The 15885-nt window shown below is 66.5% G+C and carries 18 protein-coding genes, 1 pseudogene and 1 riboswitch; of the genes and pseudogenes, 9 read left to right on the top strand and 10 right to left on the bottom strand.

The window, feature by feature from the left end; translation table 11 throughout:
* The 5 genes from ctpC to VGH54_RS06725 form a co-directional block, all read left to right on the top strand.
* Positions 1-1825 (top strand): manganese-exporting P-type ATPase CtpC (gene ctpC / locus VGH54_RS06745; protein ID WP_331511163.1); only part of this gene is annotated, 1825 nt, incomplete at its 5' end.
* 94 nt (positions 1826-1919) lie between these two features.
* Positions 1920-2708 (top strand): heavy metal-binding domain-containing protein, encoded by a 789-nt coding sequence (locus tag VGH54_RS06740; protein WP_331511162.1) that lies wholly within the window; start codon positions 1920-1922, stop codon positions 2706-2708.
* Positions 2708-3082 (top strand): DUF5073 family protein, encoded by a 375-nt coding sequence (locus tag VGH54_RS06735; RefSeq protein WP_331511161.1) that lies wholly within the window; start codon positions 2708-2710, stop codon positions 3080-3082. Before VGH54_RS06740 ends, VGH54_RS06735 begins: the two co-directional genes overlap by 1 nt.
* A gap of 44 nt (positions 3083-3126) precedes the next feature.
* Positions 3127-3313: riboswitch (cobalamin riboswitch) on the top strand.
* Positions 3314-3350: 37 nt separating this feature from the next.
* Entirely contained in the window at positions 3351-4097 is a 747-nt protein-coding gene (locus VGH54_RS06730; protein WP_331511160.1) for a (2Fe-2S)-binding protein, read from the top strand.
* Positions 4094-5770, top strand: a complete 1677-nt coding sequence (locus tag VGH54_RS06725; RefSeq protein WP_331511159.1) for a PPE family protein — start codon at positions 4094-4096, stop codon at positions 5768-5770. The genes VGH54_RS06730 and VGH54_RS06725 overlap by 4 nt, the downstream gene beginning before the upstream one ends.
* Before the next feature lie 15 nt (positions 5771-5785).
* Here VGH54_RS06725 and VGH54_RS06720 read toward each other — a convergent pair whose 3' ends face one another.
* The 4 genes from VGH54_RS06720 to VGH54_RS06705 form a co-directional block, all read right to left on the bottom strand.
* Entirely contained in the window at positions 5786-6481 is a 696-nt protein-coding gene (locus VGH54_RS06720; protein ID WP_414688658.1) for a cation transporter, read from the bottom strand.
* 58 nt (positions 6482-6539) lie between these two features.
* Positions 6540-6743 carry a hypothetical protein gene (locus VGH54_RS06715; protein ID WP_331511158.1) on the bottom strand — a complete coding sequence of 68 codons (204 nt, stop codon included), beginning with the start codon at positions 6741-6743 and terminating at the stop codon, positions 6540-6542.
* A 198-nt stretch (positions 6744-6941) separates the two neighbouring features.
* Positions 6942-7451 carry an N-acetyltransferase family protein gene (locus VGH54_RS06710; protein ID WP_331511157.1) on the bottom strand — a complete coding sequence of 170 codons (510 nt, stop codon included), beginning with the start codon at positions 7449-7451 and terminating at the stop codon, positions 6942-6944.
* Entirely contained in the window at positions 7448-7846 is a 399-nt protein-coding gene (locus VGH54_RS06705; protein WP_331511156.1) for a hypothetical protein, read from the bottom strand. Before VGH54_RS06705 ends, VGH54_RS06710 begins: the two co-directional genes overlap by 4 nt.
* Before the next feature lie 73 nt (positions 7847-7919).
* Here VGH54_RS06705 and VGH54_RS06700 point away from each other — a divergent pair, with 73 nt between their 5' ends.
* Positions 7920-8699: a DUF2127 domain-containing protein gene (locus VGH54_RS06700; protein ID WP_331511155.1), complete on the top strand. Its 780-nt coding sequence runs from the start codon at positions 7920-7922 to the stop codon at positions 8697-8699.
* Position 8700: 1 nt separating this feature from the next.
* Here VGH54_RS06700 and VGH54_RS06695 read toward each other — a convergent pair whose 3' ends face one another.
* Genes VGH54_RS06695 through VGH54_RS06680 form a run of 4 tightly spaced genes read right to left on the bottom strand, consistent with a single transcriptional unit; the run spans position 8701 to position 11838 of the window.
* Positions 8701-8901: a helix-turn-helix transcriptional regulator gene (locus VGH54_RS06695; protein ID WP_331511154.1), complete on the bottom strand. Its 201-nt coding sequence runs from the start codon at positions 8899-8901 to the stop codon at positions 8701-8703.
* A 42-nt stretch (positions 8902-8943) separates the two neighbouring features.
* Positions 8944-10104: an acyl-CoA dehydrogenase gene (locus tag VGH54_RS06690; protein ID WP_331511153.1), complete on the bottom strand. Its 1161-nt coding sequence runs from the start codon at positions 10102-10104 to the stop codon at positions 8944-8946.
* A 14-nt stretch (positions 10105-10118) separates the two neighbouring features.
* On the bottom strand, positions 10119-10634 hold the full coding sequence (gene purE / locus VGH54_RS06685) for a 5-(carboxyamino)imidazole ribonucleotide mutase (protein ID WP_331511152.1): 516 nt from the start codon (positions 10632-10634) through the stop codon (positions 10119-10121).
* Positions 10627-11838: a 5-(carboxyamino)imidazole ribonucleotide synthase gene (locus VGH54_RS06680; RefSeq protein ID WP_331511165.1), complete on the bottom strand. Its 1212-nt coding sequence runs from the start codon at positions 11836-11838 to the stop codon at positions 10627-10629. Before VGH54_RS06680 ends, purE begins: the two co-directional genes overlap by 8 nt.
* Before the next feature lie 86 nt (positions 11839-11924).
* On the opposite strand from VGH54_RS06680, the gene VGH54_RS06675 reads away from it, so the two are divergent.
* The gene (locus VGH54_RS06675; protein ID WP_331511151.1) at positions 11925-12584 is read left to right on the top strand and encodes a GtrA family protein; all 660 of its coding nucleotides are present in this window, start codon (positions 11925-11927) and stop codon (positions 12582-12584) included.
* On the opposite strand, the gene VGH54_RS06670 is transcribed toward VGH54_RS06675, so the two are convergent.
* Both VGH54_RS06670 and VGH54_RS06665 read right to left on the bottom strand, forming a co-directional pair.
* Positions 12539-13057, bottom strand: a complete 519-nt coding sequence (locus VGH54_RS06670; RefSeq protein WP_331511150.1) for a PH domain-containing protein — start codon at positions 13055-13057, stop codon at positions 12539-12541. The two genes, VGH54_RS06675 and VGH54_RS06670, sit on opposite strands and share 46 nt — an antisense overlap.
* A 9-nt stretch (positions 13058-13066) precedes the next feature.
* The gene (locus tag VGH54_RS06665) at positions 13067-13810 is read right to left on the bottom strand and encodes a biotin--[acetyl-CoA-carboxylase] ligase (RefSeq protein ID WP_414688659.1); all 744 of its coding nucleotides are present in this window, start codon (positions 13808-13810) and stop codon (positions 13067-13069) included.
* Positions 13811-14050: 240 nt separating this feature from the next.
* Between VGH54_RS06665 and VGH54_RS06660 the strand changes: the two genes are divergently transcribed.
* Both VGH54_RS06660 and VGH54_RS06655 read left to right on the top strand, forming a co-directional pair.
* Positions 14051-15685, top strand: a complete 1635-nt coding sequence (locus tag VGH54_RS06660; RefSeq protein WP_331511149.1) for an acyl-CoA carboxylase subunit beta — start codon at positions 14051-14053, stop codon at positions 15683-15685.
* Positions 15661-15885 (top strand): annotated as a pseudogene (locus tag VGH54_RS06655) (acyl-CoA carboxylase subunit epsilon); the annotation flags it as partial. The gene VGH54_RS06660 and the pseudogene VGH54_RS06655, both read left to right, overlap by 25 nt.

Raw genomic sequence — 15885 nt, 5'->3', positions numbered from 1 at the left:
CGCAGCGCTGGCCCTGCTCGGGGTGCGCCGCTACGCCTTCAACCGGCCACCCCTGCTGAGCGCGTCCGGCCAACTGGTCGCGACCGGGGCGACGGTGTTCATGGGCTACCCCTTCCTACGCGGCGCGCTGCGCGGCCTGCGGTCCGGGCGCGCCGGCACCGATGCGTTGGTCACCGCAGCGACGGTCGCCAGCCTGGTGCTGCGCGAGAACGTGGTCGCACTCACCGTGCTCTGGCTGCTCAATGTCGGTGAATACCTTCAAGATCTGACCTTGCGCCGGACCCGGCGGGCCATCTCGGATCTGTTGCGCGGCACCGCCGATACCGCGTGGATCAGGCTGGACGACGGGAACGAAGTCCAGGTGCCAATCGACACCGTGGAGATCGGCGACGACGTGGTGATCCACGACCACGTCGCGATACCGGTCGACGGCGACGTGGTCGACGGCGACGCGGTGGTCGACCAGTCCGCGATCACCGGCGAAACCCTGCCGGTCAGCATCGTTGCCGGGTCGACGGTGCATGCCGGCTCGGTGGTGCTGCGCGGCCGCCTGGTCGTTCGCGCCCGTGCGGTCGGCAACCAGACCACCATCGGCCGCATCATCTCCCGCGTCGAAGAGGCGCAACACGATCGCGCGCCCATCCAAACCATCGGCGAGAACTTCTCCCGTCGCTTCGTGCCGATCTCGTTCATCGTCTCGGCAATCACCCTGGTCCTCACCGGCGATGTGCGGCGCGCAATGACGATGCTGCTGATCGCTTGCCCGTGCGCGGTGGGCCTGGCTACCCCGACGGCGATCAGCGCGGCGATCGGCAACGGCGCTCGGCGCGGCATCCTGATCAAGGGCGGTTCGCACCTGGAGCAGGCCGGCCGGGTGGACGCGATCGTCTTCGACAAGACCGGGACGCTCACGGTCGGGCGCCCGGTGGTCACGAACATCATTGCGTTGCACGATGATTGGCAGCCCGAGCAGGTGCTCGCCTACGCGGCCAGCTCGGAGTTGCACTCTCGCCATCCACTGGCCGAGGCCGTGATCCGCTCGACCGAGGAACGCCGGATCACCATTCCGCCGCACGAGGAATGTGAGGTGCTGGTCGGGCTCGGCATGCGAACCTGGGCCGACGGCCGAACCCTGCTGCTGGGCAGCCCGTCGCTGCTGCGGTCGGAGAATGTCGAGGTGTCCCGCGAGGCCGCCGACTGGGTCGACAAGCTGCGCCGCCAGGCCGAAACCCCGCTGTTGCTCGCCGTGGACGAGACGCTGGTCGGGCTGATCAGCCTGCGCGACGAGGTCCGTTCCGAGGCGCCCGATGTGCTGAAGAAGTTGCGCGCCAACGGAATCCGCCGAATCGTCATGCTCACCGGCGATCACCCCGACATCGCGAAAGTCGTTGCGGGCGAACTCGATATCGACGAGTGGCGGGCCGAGGTGATGCCCGAGGAGAAGCTCGAGGTGGTGCGCCAACTCCAGCAGGAGGGTTACATCGTCGGGATGGTCGGCGACGGCATCAACGACGCCCCGGCGCTGGCCGCGGCGAACATCGGCATCGCCATGGGGCTGGCCGGCACCGACGTCGCGGTCGAGACCGCCGACGTCGCGCTGGCCAACGACGACCTCCGGCGGCTACTCGACGTCGGCGACCTGGGCGCTCGCGCGGTCGAGGTCATCCGGCAGAACTACGGCATGTCGATCGCCGTCAACGCCGCCGGGTTGCTCATCGGCGCCGGCGGCGCGTTGTCGCCCGTGCTCGCGGCGATCCTGCACAACGCCTCGTCCGTCGCCGTCGTCGCGAACAGTTCACGCTTGATTCGGTACCGCTTGGACTGAACGACCATCGGCCCCGGCGTCGGACTCGTACGATGTGCGCAACCGGCGAAAGGCTCGTTCGGTGAAAGGCTCGATCGTTGAAAGAAGGGCTAAGGTGTCTTCGACTCCGCTCGACCCCGTTGCCAGCGAACGACTCTCGCACGCCGACAAGGTCTTCACGTCCGACCTGTCCATCAACGAATTCGCAATCCTGCATGGGGCCGGTTTCGAGCCACTCGATCTCGTGATGGGTGTCTCCGTCTACCACGTGGGCTACCAATTCGCCGGCATCCGGCAACAATCCGAGCTGCCGGTGCTGACCGAGGCGACATATCGGGCGCGCTGGAACGCGATGGCCCGCATGCAGGCCGAGGCCGACTCGTTGGGCGCCGACGGCGTCGTCGGTGTCCGCCTGGAATGGCGCCAGCACGGCGCCGAATCGGAGCACTTGGAATTCATCGCGGTCGGGACCGCGGTGCGCTACACCCCTAAACCAGGCTCGTTTCGGCGGGCCAATGGGCAGGCTTTCTCCAGTCACCTGTCCGGACAGGACATGGCGACCCTGCTTCGGTCGGGTTATGCGCCGGTGGCGTTCGTCATGGGCAACTGCGTGTTTCACATTGCAGCGCAAGGCTTTCTGCAAACCTTGCGACAAATGGGCCGCAACGTCGAGATGCCGCAGTGGACAACGGGAAACTACGAAGCGCGCGAGTTGGCCATGTCGCGCATGCAAAGTGAAGCCGAGCGCGACGGTGCATCCGGCGTCGTCGGAGTACATTTCGCCATCCAAAACTACGCCTGGGGCTACCACACGGTGGAGTTCTACGCCGCCGGAACGGCGGTGCGCCGCAGCGGGACGGCCGAAACCATATCGCCGTCGTTCGTGCTGGCCATGAACGACTGATGGCGGCTTTCGATGCCGAGCGAGTAAGCCGCACCGTCACCGACGCGCTGGCCGGACCGGGCGGAATCGGGTTGGTGATTACCGTTTTTGCCGCGCTGCCGGGCGTTGCGCATACCGCTGCCCGTCGGGGAATGTTCAGGTCGCAACCCGAACGGCTGCAGATCAGTGATTGGCGCTACGAGGTGACTCGGGATGGCCGGTTGATGGCGGCACACGTGGTCGGCGGCATCGTGATCGGCGAAGACGTCCTGCTGGCGGAGGCGGTTGGGCCGCACCTCGCCCGCTCACTCGGACAACTGGTCGCCCGCTACGGTCCGACGATCGTCCCGAGCATCGACGCGGCGGTGGACGCGTTGAGCGCCGGCACGGGGTGAGCAAGACCACCGCAGATGGCAAACAGTTCGCGGCTCATTTGCGAACAGGTATGGCGCGAGAATGCGATAATCCCCGGGTAAGGCGATGACGATGTAGGAAGCCGGTGCAAATCCGGCGCGGTCCCGCCACTGTCATCGGGGAGCGAACCTCACTAGCCACGGCCGCGAGCTGGAAGGCGAGGCGAGCGGCGATCCGAGAGCCAGGACACTCGCGTCGTCGCATCCTGCAACCCGGGGCGGTCGACCCCGAGAGAGCTGGCGAGCGTCGATGTCACGCCATTCCTGGGCCCCTGTTGAGCGCGGCACTGCAGACCTACCGGCCGTGCTGGCCGAACTCGGTGACATCAACGGCTATTTCGCCATCGGCACCGGGCCCGTCGACAACGGCTGGTGCTCCGTGCGCCGGCTCTACACCGACCGCGACCTGCTGGGCGGCATCGTCGAGCGAGTGCAGGCTCGCCTCGGTGCCGCGGAACCGCGAGTCGCCGCCTCGATCTTCTCCCTCGGCTTCGCCGCGCGATTGTGGTCGATCGGCATCGGCGCCGTCGCCGGCCACCAACTGTTGCCCGCACTCGGCGACGACGAGTTGCTGTTCCGTGAAGTCTGCGGTCAGATCGCGTTGCATATCGTCCACCCGGTCGCCTGGCGAGGTGACGGCCTGGAATCCAGGTTGGCTGACGCTGTCTTTGACGTGCACCTGACACCGTTGTCCACAGCACTGCACCAACTGACCAACGTCTCACCCGAGTTGTTGCGCGGCAACGCCGCATCAGCACTGCTGGGCGCGGCGCGGGCATACGACCGCCATCGAGCGGCGGCCTCCCCCGGCCCAGGCTGGCAACTGGCCTACCGGCTATGTGTCGACGAAAGACTGCTCAACACAATATGTTTCAGCAATAACGGCTATCGCCGTAGCAGTTGCTGCCTGTTCTACCGCACGCCTAGCGGCGGACTCTGCGGTGACTGCGTTTTCAGCCGAATACCCGGCACGGTCGGCAGGAAGGACGCATCATGACCGCCCCGATCTTCATGGCCGCGCCCCCGGAGGTGCATTCCGCGCTGCTGAGTAGCGGTCCGGGCCCGGGCTCCTTGCTCGCTGCTGCGCAAGCGTGGAATTCGTTGAGCGCGACCTACACCGAGACCGCCAACGAGCTGACGGCGGTCTTGGAAGCCGTGCAGGCCGGGACGTGGGACGGCCCGAGCGCCGAAGCCTATGTCGCCGCACACGTTCCGTATCTGGCCTGGCTGACCCAGGCCAGCGCCGACAGCGCCGCGACTGCCGCTCAACAAGAGGTGGCCGCGACGGCCTACACCACCGCGCTGGCCGCCATGCCGACGCTGCCCGAGCTGACCGCCAACCACGTGACCCACGGTGTGCTGCTGGCGACGAATTTCCTTGGCATCAACACGATTCCGATCGCCCTGAACGAGGCCGACTACGCGCGGATGTGGGTCCAGGCCGCCACTGTGATGGGCACCTATCAAACCATCGCCGGCGCGGCGGTAGTGGCATCGCCGCAGACCACCCCGGCACCGCAGGTCGTTAAAGCGAATTCCGCTGCGTCGAAAGCCGATTCAACCTCCACGTTGCCCCCCGACACCGAGCAGCAATGGATGGACTGGCTGCAGCAGATCGGCTACACCGACTTCTACAACAACGTCCTGCAGCCGTTGATTGACAATCTCGACAACAACCCCTACCTGATCTCACTGTTGTCCGGGATCGATCCCTATCTGACGGCGGTCGGCAACCCGCTTGCCTTCCTCAACCCGTTCAACATCGCATTCGCTCTCGGCTACCCGATGGACATCGGGTCCTACGTCGCCTACCTGTCCGAGACGTTCGCCTTCATCGGCGCAGACATGACCGCTGCGTTGGCGTCGGGTAATCCGTATGCAATCGGAGTGACGCTGGTGCTGGGCACCGTCGAAGCCGTGGGCACGATCATCACCGACACCATCGCGCTGCTGAAGACGCTGCTCGAGTCGGTCGTCGCATTGATCCCGGCAGTTCTGCCGCTGTTGACCGTGCCGTTGATTCCGTTGGCGGCCGCCCCGTTGGCGGGCTTCGCCGGCTTGGCCGGCTTGGCCGGGCTGGCCGCGATTCCGCCGCTGCCCATTCCTCCGCTTCCGATGCCCCTCGCCATGGCGGCACCACCGGGCCCCACGCCCGTGCCGACGCCGGTCCCCGCACCGGCGGCCACCCCGGCGCAGGTAGTGACCTCCGCCCCGGTGCACACGCCGCCACCACCGCCGCCGACGCCCGCCGGGCCTCCGCTGGCCACCATGCAGGGCTATCTCTACATGGTCGGGCTCCTGTCCGCGACGGCGCGCAGAACGGCGAACCAGGCCGCCAAGGCCAAGGAAGCACAACCGGCCGAGGGCACCGAAAACCCAGCCCCGGCAGTGGCCCCGAAGAAGACGCCGGATGGTAGGCGCCGGCGTAGCACCGTCGAACGTCTCGGCCGCGGCCACGAATACATCGATCTGGATGACGAGCCGACCGTGTACCCCTCGCCGCACGGGTCCGGACCGCTCGGATTCTCCGGCACCGCAACCAAAGTCAGCGCCGGCGCGGCAACCGGACTGGCCACGCTCGCCGACGACGACTTCGGCAGCGCCCCGCGCATGCCGATGATGCCGAGCACGTGGGGCAACGATTCACCGGACCTGACCGACGAAGAATGACGCCCCCCGCGGGGTTCAGCAGCCGCAGTCCTCGCCGCGCCACGACCGGACGCCCTGCCAGATTGCGACGGCGGCGATGCCCAGACCGATCACCGGATCGAACCACCAGCAGCTCGGCCAGAACGCGACAACGGCCAACCCGACCAGGACCGCTGCGGCCTGCGCACCGCACAGGTAGTTCTGGGTGCCTTCGCCCGCGGTGGCCGCCGAGCCCAGCCGAACAGCGAGGCGGTGCTTGGCCCGGCCCAACATCGGCATCAGCACCAGCGATGCCGTCGTCAGGGCAATACCGATCACCGACGTCTCGGCGTGCTGCTGGTCGAGCAGGTGGTGGATGGATTCCGCGCCGATATACGGGGCCGTCAGCCAAAACGACCACGCGACGCCGATCTGGGCGCGACGTTCAGCGGTTGGTGACAAGGTGCGCGAGCCGGAGAATCGCCACGCGACCATCGCGCTGGCCAGCGCCTCCGGCAAGCTGCCCAGCGCCCACCCGGTCAGCGCGATGGAGCCGACCGCGAGGCCCTGCCACAGCCCGACTACACCCTCGGTGAGCATGGCCACCATGCTGACCCAGGCCAGCCGCCACGCCCACTGCGCGCGGTGCTGCCATTGTGTGTCGTGTGCGACGGGCTGGCAGGGCCCGGTTTCGGCGCAGCACGCGTCGGCAACGAGGCTGGCCGGATCGCCGATCGAACGGGATTCGGTCACCAGGTGATGTTAGGTCACTGCGCGGCGGGCGCCCGCCCGCCACACCTGCGGGCGGGCCTCAGGCAGGCCCTAATGGTCGCTTCATGGTGATGACGATGCTCCACTCGAAGTAGAACTCGCCGCCCTTGTCGTAGCCCGCGAAGTGATGCGAGACCTGAACGCGCTGCACCGAGGAGTTGACGACCTCCCAACCCTCTGCTCCGTGGGTGTTCGCATGCCGATTCGCTTCATCGATGACAACCTGCAGGGATTCATTCGTCACGCTGATGAAGGTGGTTTCCCACCGCCGCGGGGACCATTTGCCGTCTGACGCCACCCCGGAAGCGGGCACAGGCGAAGGTGCGCTCATAAGGCGGTACCGTACGCGGCCGCGACCCCGGAAAAGTGAATGGAAATTGACCGAAGCGTTAAGTGATGTCGATGACTGAGGCCGCTGTTGCACAGCATAAATCGGTGCGCGCTAGTCGTCAGCCAGCTTGCACTGCCAGAAGCCGACGTCGTGCCACGCGTCGTGTTTGTAGCCGGCCTCGAGAAGATGTCCGACGCGGGCGAACCCGTGCCGCTCGTGCAGCCGGACGCTCGGATCATTGGGCAACGCGATCACCGCGACAGCGCTGTGGAATCCCTGCTGGCGCAGGCGGTTGAGTAGCTCGGCGTAGAGCGCGTCACCGACCCCGCTCCGGTGCGCCGACGGGTCGACGTAGATGGTGGATTCGGCGGTCCACCGGTAGGCGGCGCGCTCATTCCAAGGTCCCGCGTAGGCCACACCGATGACGTGGCCGTCGTCGGTCGCTACCAGCCAGGGAAATCGTTGGTGCCGTTGCGCCCACTGAGCGCGTAGCTCATCGACGGTCTGCGGCTCAGTCCGAAAGTTGAAGACGCTCTTCTCGATGTAGTGGTTGACGATCTCGCAGACGCGTTCGAGGTCGTCGTCGGTGGCGGGTCTGACCCGCGGCGCGCTGCGCCTCACGTCGCTTTCGCGCGATATCCGTCGATGTCCTTTTCCTCGAGCGATCGTGCGAGCAGTGCGCCTTTCCCGGTCAGCGACAGCCACGCCGCGAACATCCATTTCTCGGGGTCGCCATAGTGTTTGACGTAGTCGTGAGAGATCTCGTGCAACGAATGGTCGAGCAAATGATGCCAAGCCTCAAAGCGTTGCGATTTATCAACGAGCGCGCTGATCCTGAACAGTTCGTCGCTCACCCATTCGCGAATGGCATCCAACGTTTCGTTCTGTACCTCGACCGGCAACGCCGACGAATTCCCATGTTGGACACGCCGATCCACCGCATTGAGATCGATCGGGCCACCGAGAGCATCAATCAGTAGCTGATTACGCACGACTTCACGTGTGTTGCTGGTCATTCTGGTCACCGTACAGATTGAGCACGTCACCCGATACCGCTGGCAATGCGGGAAGTCGCTGTAGCGTGCTCTTATGGTGGATTTTGCTCTGCGCTCGTGCGGACTGCGTGGACACGCAACGTTCGCTCCCGATGAGCCGGAACTCCGGGAGCGCCTGACGGTCGAGACCCCGGCCGGAAAAGCCTGGCGTTGCTTGCGCTGCGAAACCTTCGTCGTCGGGCCGCCGCGGCGTAGCGGACCGGCCAACACCGCACCGGAAATCCCCCGCGGGCGCTTCCTACGGGACCGGACATTGATGCGGGCGCTCGCGATCGAGCGCGCGCTTCGCGCCGTGATTTTTCTGGCAGTAGCGGCCGGTGTGTTCAAGGTCAACGGGTCACGCGAGCGGTTGCGCCAGGCGTTCGACCAAGATCTGCCGCTGCTCAAGCCGTTGGCAAACCAGATTGGATGGAATCCGGACAACTCCAAGATCATTCACAGTATCTCGCACGCATTCTCACTGTCGTCATCGACGTTGACGTGGATCGCGGCGGGCCTTGCTGGCTACGCGGCGATCGAACTGGTGGAGGCGGTCGGGTTGTGGCTGATGCAACGGTGGGGCGAGTATTTCGCGGTGATCGCCACCAGCGTGTTCCTTCCGCTGGAAATCTACGAGCTGACCGAAAAGATCACGGCGCTGCGGCTTTTCGCTCTCGCTATCAACATCGTCGCGGTGGTGTGGCTGTTGTGGAGCAAACGGCTGTTCGGGCTGAACGGCGGCGCCAAGGCGTACCGGGAAGAGCACGAAGCGGAAAGCCTGCTCAGCGTCGAGAGCGCGGGGCTGAGCGGAACCGCTGCCGGCGCAACGGCATAGCTTACGGCTTCGCGTCCAGCGCGGCCTGGTGTTGCAGCGCGTAGGCAACCGCGTGGGTGCGGTTCTGCACGCCCAGCTTGGTCAAGATCGCCTCGACGTGGTGGCCAACCGTTTTGGGGCTGATGTGTAGCTCGGCCGCGATCTCTGGGTTGCTGAGCCCGGCGGCAAGCAGGTCGAAGACCTGGCGTTGGCGCCCGGTCAACGCGTGAAGATCTAACTCCCGGAGGTGAGTTGAACGACCGATTCAGCGCAGCAGCGCGCGGCTCATCACGACGCGCTGAATCTGGTTGGTGCCCTCGTAGATCTGAGTGATCTTGGCGTCGCGCATGAACCGCTCCACCGGGAAGTCGGTGGTGAATCCCGCGCCGCCGAAAAGTTGCACGGCGTCGGTGGTGACTTCCATCGCCACATCGGAGGCAAAGCATTTCGACGCCGCCGAGATGAAGCCCAGATTCGGCTCGCCACGCTCGGCGCGGGCGGCCGCGGTGTACACCATCAGCCGAGCGGCCTCGACCTTCATCGCCATGTCGGCCAGCATGAACTGGACGGCCTGGAACGTGCTGATCGACTCGCCAAACTGCTTGCGGTCCTTGGTGTATGCGATCGCCGCATCGACCGCGCCCTGGGCGATGCCGACGGCCTGCGCGCCGATCGTCGGGCGGGTGTGGTCGAGGGTGGCCAACGCGGTCTTGAAACCGGTGCCGGGTTCACCGATCATCCGGTCGCCGGGGACCCGGCAATTCTCGAAGTACAGCTCGGTGGTCGGAGAACCCTTGATGCCCAACTTCTTTTCCTTGGGCCCGACGCTGAAACCCTCGTCGTCTTTGTGCACGATGAACGCCGAGATGCCGTTGGCGCCCTTGCCCGGGTCGGTCACGGCCATCACCGTGTACCAGGTCGACTTGCCGCCGTTGGTGATCCAGGCCTTGGTGCCGTTCAGGATCCAGTCGTCTCCGTCGGCTTTGGCCCGGGTCCGCATCGACGCGGCGTCGCTGCCGGCCTCGCGCTCGCTCAACGCATAGGAGGCCATCGCCCCATCGGAGGCCAGCGAGGGCAACACCTGCTTCTTCAGCTCCTCCGAACCGCGCAGGATCAGTCCCATCGTGCCCAGCTTGTTCACCGCCGGGATCAACGACGCCGAGGCGTCGACGCGCGCCACCTCTTCGATCACGATGCACGCCGCGACCGAGTCCGCGCCCTGACCGCCGTACTCCTCGGGAACGTGTACGGCGTTGAAGCCGGACGCATTCAGCGCATGCAACGCCTCCTCGGGAAAGCGGGGCTGCTGGTCGACGTCCGCGGCGTGCGGGGCGATCTCTTTTTCCGCCAACGCGCGGATCGCCGCCCGCAATTCGTCGTGCTCCTCAGGCAGCTTGAACAGATCGAACGACGGATCTCCAGCCATCCCAGCCTCCTTAGCTACTCGCCGGTAACTTTACCTTGGCGCTTTTTCAGCGCCGCATCCTTGGCCAGCACCGACTCCGCCAGCTCCTTCTGGAACGCCACAATCCGGTTGCGCAGCGCAGGATCGGACACGGCCAGAATGCGCACCGCCAGCAGACCCGCATTGCGGGCGCCACCGATCGACACGGTGGCCACCGGCACCCCGGCCGGCATCTGCACGATCGACAGCAGCGAGTCCAGCCCGTCCAGCTTGGCCAGTGGAACCGGGACGCCGATCACCGGGAGCGGCGTGGCCGAGGCCACCATGCCGGGCAGGTGGGCCGCGCCGCCCGCGCCGGCGATGATCACCTCGACGCCGCGGTCGGAGGCCTGCTGGGCGTAGTCGAGCATGCGCTGCGGGGTGCGGTGCGCCGAATACACCCCGATCTCGTAGGCGACGTCGAACTCGGCCAGCGCGTCGGCGGCGTCGGACATCACCGACCAGTCGCTGTCGCTGCCCATGATCACGCCAACGCGTACGGCGTCAGTCATGCGGGTCCCATCCGTCCGTCCATTGCCCTTCTGACAACCAGTGTGCCGCGCGCTCCGCGCGTTCACGCAGGTTTGCCAACTCGGCCGCGTCGCTGCCGAGGAAATTGATGTGCCCGATCTTGCGGCCGGGGCGTTCTTCCTTGCCGTAGAGATGAACCCGGGCGTCGGGCATCCGCGCGAACAGGTGGTGCAACCGCTCGTCGAGCGACATCGTCGGCGTTTGCGCCGCGCCCAGCACGTTGGCCATCACCGTCACCGGCGTGATGGTCTCGGTGTCGCCGAGCGGGTAGTCCAGCACCGCGCGCAGGTGCTGCTCGAACTGGCTGGTCCGCGACCCGTCCATGGTCCAGTGCCCGGAATTGTGCGGGCGCATCGCCAGCTCGTTGACCAGCAGCTCCCCGTCGACGGTTTCGAACAGCTCGACGGCCAGCACACCCACCACGCCCAGTTCGGCGGCCAGGCTCAGCGCCAGCCGCTGCGCCGCCGCGCCGAGGTGGTCGGGCAGCGCCGGAGCCGGCGCCATCACCAGCACGCAGATGCCGTCGCGCTGCACGGTCTCGACCACCGGCCAGGCCGCGCCCTGCCCGAACGGCGACCGGGCCACCAGCGCCGAGAGTTCACGGCGCATCGCGACCCGCTCCTCGACCAATACCGGTACGCCAGAATCTAAATATTGACCCGCGATGGCGCGGGCCTGCGCCACGTCGGCCGCCATCTGCACCCCGCGCCCGTCGTAGCCGCCGCGAACCGCCTTGACGACGACCGGCCCGTCCACCCGTCGGGCGAACTCATCAACGTCGCCGGGTCGCTCGATGGCCGCGTAGCGCGGCACCGACGCGCCAAGGGCCTGCAGCCGTCGCCGCATGACCAGCTTGTCCTGCGCATGCACCAGCGCCTCCGGCGGCGGCGCGACGTTGACGCCCTCCGCGACCAGCTTTTCCAGCAGCTCAGTGGGAACATGCTCGTGGTCGAAGGTCAGCGCCGCGCAACCGGCGGCGACGCGACGCAGCGCCTCGAGATCGGTGTGCGAGCCGATCACCACGTCGGGACTGACCTGAGCGGCGGGATCGGCGGCGTCGGCGGCCAGTACTCGCAGGCTCTGGCCCATCGCGATCGCCGCCTGGTGGGTCATCCGGGCCAGCTGGCCCCCACCGACCATGGCGACCTGGGGCGAAGCGTTGGGGGTACTCGGCACGGCAATAATGGTGTCACGGCCGCTGAACGGGTGCTTTATCGGCGGTGACGCGGTCACAGAGCACCCTCAGCAACTAATACGTAGACTGCGACATTGTGTCCTTCGCCGATGCCACGATCGCCCGACTGCCGGGGCCGATCCGCCCCTACGCCGAGCGCCATCACGAGCTGATCAAGTTCGCGATCGTCGGCGCGACCACGTTTGTCATCGACTCGGCCATTTTCTACACCCTGAAGCTGACGATCCTGGAGCCCAAACCGGTGACCGCCAAGGTCATCGCCGGCATCGTCGCGGTCATCGCGTCGTACATCATGAACAGGGAATGGAGCTTCCGCGACCGCGGCGGCCGCGAGCGTCACCACGAGGCCCTGCTGTTCTTCGCGTTCAGCGGCGTCGGGGTGCTGCTTAGCATGGCGCCGCTGTGGGTCTCCAGCTACATCCTGGACCTGCGGGTGCCGATGGTGTCACTGACCGCAGAGAACATCGCCGACTTCATCTCGGCCTACCTCATCGGCAATCTGCTGCAGATGGCGTTCCGCTTCTGGGCGTTCCGGCGCTGGGTGTTCCCCGACGAATCCGCCCGGAGCGGCGACAAAGCGCTGGAATCGGCGCTCACCGCAGGCGGGATCGCCGAGGTTTTCGAGGACGTCGAGGCCAACGGCACGGTCACGCTGCTGGGCGCTTGGCTGGCGCGCCGGAACCGGGCGGATCAGCTCGGCGATTCCTCGGACCCGAGGGTGTCGAAAACCTCGTGATACAGCAGCGCGTGGACCTGTTCCACGCGCGGAATGTCGTAGAACTCCAACGGATCTTGTGACGCTGACTCGACGATCAGGGTGCCGGTGCGCAGTATGCGATCGATCAGCCGGTGCCGGAATTCGACGCTGTTGATCCGGGCCAGCGGGATATCGATGCCGCTGCGGCTCAGCACCCCGTGCCGGAACATCACCCGCCGGTCGGTGATGACGAAATGTGTGGTGAGCCAATTCAAAAACGGCCACACCGTCAGCCAGCCCAAGAGCACCAGCCAGATCGCCCCGATGACCCAGAAAACGACCCGTTTGGCGGTCGGATCCCACGAGGTGCCGTTGACCACCGCGCAACCGAACGATGCCGCCGCGCTCGCCAGGATCAGAACGGTGACCGGCCAGAAAAGTCGCTTCCAGTGCGGGTGGCGGTGCAGAACGACCTGCTCATCGCCGGCCAGCACGTTGTCGGGGTAGCCCACGGTGGCACTTTAGACGCCGGGCCGCAGGTGCGTGATGTCTCCGGCCGAGATTGCCACCGTCTGTCCACCGGTGTCGACACACAATCGCCCCGTTTCGTCGACGGCTCGCGCCACGCCGACCACTTCACGGTCACCGGGCATGCTGGCCCGGACCCGCGAGCCGAGCGTCACGCTGTAGCGCTGATAGTCGACGACCAACGCGGGATCTGCGCCCCCGGCGGTCCGCCACGTGTCGACGCGCGTTGCCAGCTCACGAAGTATTCTGCGCGCCAACGTGTTTCGATCGGTAGCCGATGAACCCAACATCAGCAGCGAGGTGGCCGCCGGGTCCGGCGCTTCCTCGGCAGTCAGCGTTACGTTGAGCCCGAGGCCGAGCACGATCACCGGCGTCGGCGAGGCAACCTCGGCGAGGATCCCGGCCAGCTTGCCATCGTTGACCAGCACATCGTTCGGCCACTTCAGGCCCGCCTCGACACCCAGGGCGGCCAGCGCGTCGGCCAGCGCAACCCCGGTGGCCAGCGGTAACCATCCCCACCCCGTCCGGGGTACCGAGCCGCCGGCCACGCCGACCGACAGGGCGACCTGCGTCCGCGGCGGCGCCGACCATTGCCGGCCGTGGCGGCCCCGGCCGGCGTTCTGATATTCAGCAAGCAACACCGACCCGTCGATGTCAACGCCGGCCTCGGCCCGCGCGAGCAGATCGGCGTTGGTGGAACCCGTTTCGGCGACAACATCGAGCTGACGCCACGGCATGCCGGGCCCCGCCAGCCCGTCGCGCAAGGCCGCCACATCCAAGGGCGACCGGTCAATGGCGTCGGCTGGCACGATGCCGTCCTCTTTTCGTTGAGTGCAGTCGAGTGTGCGTTCTGGGCTTCCACTGTGCGCTGACGGCGGGAATCCCGCCGCAAAATCCCCACCGTCGGCGCACACTCGGCTCACTTACCCGGCGCGGGATTGGGATCACAATCTAAGGGACCGCTAAGATCGACAGCCATGACTTCCGAGACCTCGGTCGAGGCGCAAGCTGAGCACGACATTGACATTCACACCACCGCGGGAAAGCTCGCCGAACTGCGCAAGCGGAGCGAGGAGACCCTGCACCCGGTGGGTCAAGCCGCCGTCGACAAGGTGCACGAGAAGGGCAGGCTGACCGCGCGCGAGCGCATCTACGCCCTGCTGGACGAGGGATCGTTCGTCGAACTCGACGCGCTGGCCCGGCACCGCAGCACCAATTTCGGGCTGGCCGAGAAGCGGCCGCTCGGTGACGGCGTCGTCACCGGTTACGGCACCATCGACGGCCGCGACGTCTGCATCTTCAGCCAGGACGTCACGGTGTTCGGCGGCAGCCTCGGCGAGGTCTACGGCGAAAAGATCGTCAAGGTGCAGGAGTTGGCGATCAAGACCGGCCGGCCGCTGATCGGGATCAACGACGGCGCGGGCGCGCGCATCCAGGAGGGTGTGGTCTCGCTCGGCCTGTACAGCTCGATTTTCCGCAACAACATCCTGGCCTCCGGCGTCGTCCCGCAGATCTCGCTGATCATGGGCGCCGCCGCGGGTGGCCACGTCTACTCCCCCGCGCTGACCGACTTCGTGGTGATGGTCGACCAGACCAGCCAGATGTTCATCACCGGTCCCGACGTGATCAAGACCGTCACCGGTGAAGACGTGACGATGGAGGAACTCGGCGGTGCGCACACGCACATGGCCAAGTCCGGCACCGCGCACTATGTCGCCTCCGGCGAGCAGGACGCCTTCGACTACGTCCGCGATCTGCTGAGCTACCTGCCGCCCAACAACTTCACCGATCCGCCGCGCTATCCGGTGCCGGTTCCCGAGGGTGCCATCGAGGACAACCTCACTGATGAAGACCTCGAGCTGGACACGCTGATCCCCGACTCGGCCAACCAGCCCTACGACATGCACGAGGTGATCACCCGCATCCTCGACGACGACGAGTTCCTCGAGGTGCAAGCCGGTTACGCGCAGAACATCGTGATCGGGTTCGGCCGCATCGAGGGCCGGCCGGTGGGGATTGTGGCCAACCAGCCGACCCAGTTCGCCGGCTGTCTGGACATCAACGCCTCGGAGAAAGCCGCCCGCTTCGTGCGGACCTGCGACTGCTTCAACATCCCGGTGGTGATGCTGGTCGACGTGCCGGGCTTTCTGCCGGGTACCGGCCAGGAATACAACGGCATCATCCGCCGCGGCGCCAAGCTGCTGTACGCCTACGGCGAAGCCACCGTTCCCAAGATCACCGTCATCACCCGCAAGGCGTACGGCGGCGCGTACTGCGTGATGGGCTCCAAGGACATGGGCTGTGACGTCAACGTAGCCTGGCCGACGGCGCAGATCGCCGTGATGGGCGCCTCCGGCGCGGTCGGCTTCGTCTACCGCCAACAGCTCGGCGAGGCGGCCCGCAGCGGCGAGGACGTCGACGCCCTGCGGCTGCAGTTGCAGCAGGAGTACGAGGACACGCTGGTCAACCCGTACATCGCCGCCGAGCGAGGCTACGTCGACGCGGTGATCCCGCCCTCGCACACCCGCGGCTACATCGGGACGGCGCTGCGACTGCTCGAGCGCAAGATCGCCCAGGTACCGCCGAAGAAGCACGGGAACATTCCCCTGTGAGTCAAGTGAGCGGAACGAACGCAGTGAGTGACGGGAACGAGACGAACGGTCAGTCCCCTGTGCGCGACGACATCGAAACGCCCGACGCCGCACAGCCGCACGAGCCGCACATCCGGGTGCTCAAAGGCAACCCGACCGACGATGAGGTGGCCGCGCTGATCGCAGTACTGGGCAGCGCTGGTAACGGTAGCGGTCAGGTG

The sequence above is a fragment of the Mycobacterium sp. genome, from assembly GCF_036488105.1.
Classification (GTDB): domain Bacteria; phylum Actinomycetota; class Actinomycetes; order Mycobacteriales; family Mycobacteriaceae; genus Mycobacterium.
Note: the sequence above shows the minus strand (reverse complement) of the source record. Positions and strands in the feature narration are given on the sequence as shown.

Excerpts from the sequence above, each read along its gene's own strand:
- VGH54_RS06725 (WP_331511159.1), top strand. The coding sequence starts at position 4,094 with ATGACCGCCCCGATCTTCATGGCCGCGCCCCCGGAGGTGCATTCCGCG.
- VGH54_RS06735 (WP_331511161.1), top strand. The coding sequence starts at position 2,708 with ATGGCGGCTTTCGATGCCGAGCGAGTAAGCCGCACCGTCACCGACGCG.
- purE (WP_331511152.1), bottom strand. The coding sequence starts at position 10,634 with ATGACTGACGCCGTACGCGTTGGCGTGATCATGGGCAGCGACAGCGAC.
- VGH54_RS06730 (WP_331511160.1), top strand. The coding sequence starts at position 3,351 with ATGTCACGCCATTCCTGGGCCCCTGTTGAGCGCGGCACTGCAGACCTA.
- VGH54_RS06665 (WP_414688659.1), bottom strand. The coding sequence starts at position 13,810 with ATGCCGTGGCGTCAGCTCGATGTTGTCGCCGAAACGGGTTCCACCAAC.
- VGH54_RS06660 (WP_331511149.1), top strand. The coding sequence starts at position 14,051 with ATGACTTCCGAGACCTCGGTCGAGGCGCAAGCTGAGCACGACATTGAC.
- VGH54_RS06690 (WP_331511153.1), bottom strand. The coding sequence starts at position 10,104 with ATGGCTGGAGATCCGTCGTTCGATCTGTTCAAGCTGCCTGAGGAGCAC.
- VGH54_RS06700 (WP_331511155.1), top strand. The coding sequence starts at position 7,920 with ATGGTGGATTTTGCTCTGCGCTCGTGCGGACTGCGTGGACACGCAACG.
- VGH54_RS06705 (WP_331511156.1), bottom strand. The coding sequence starts at position 7,846 with ATGACCAGCAACACACGTGAAGTCGTGCGTAATCAGCTACTGATTGAT.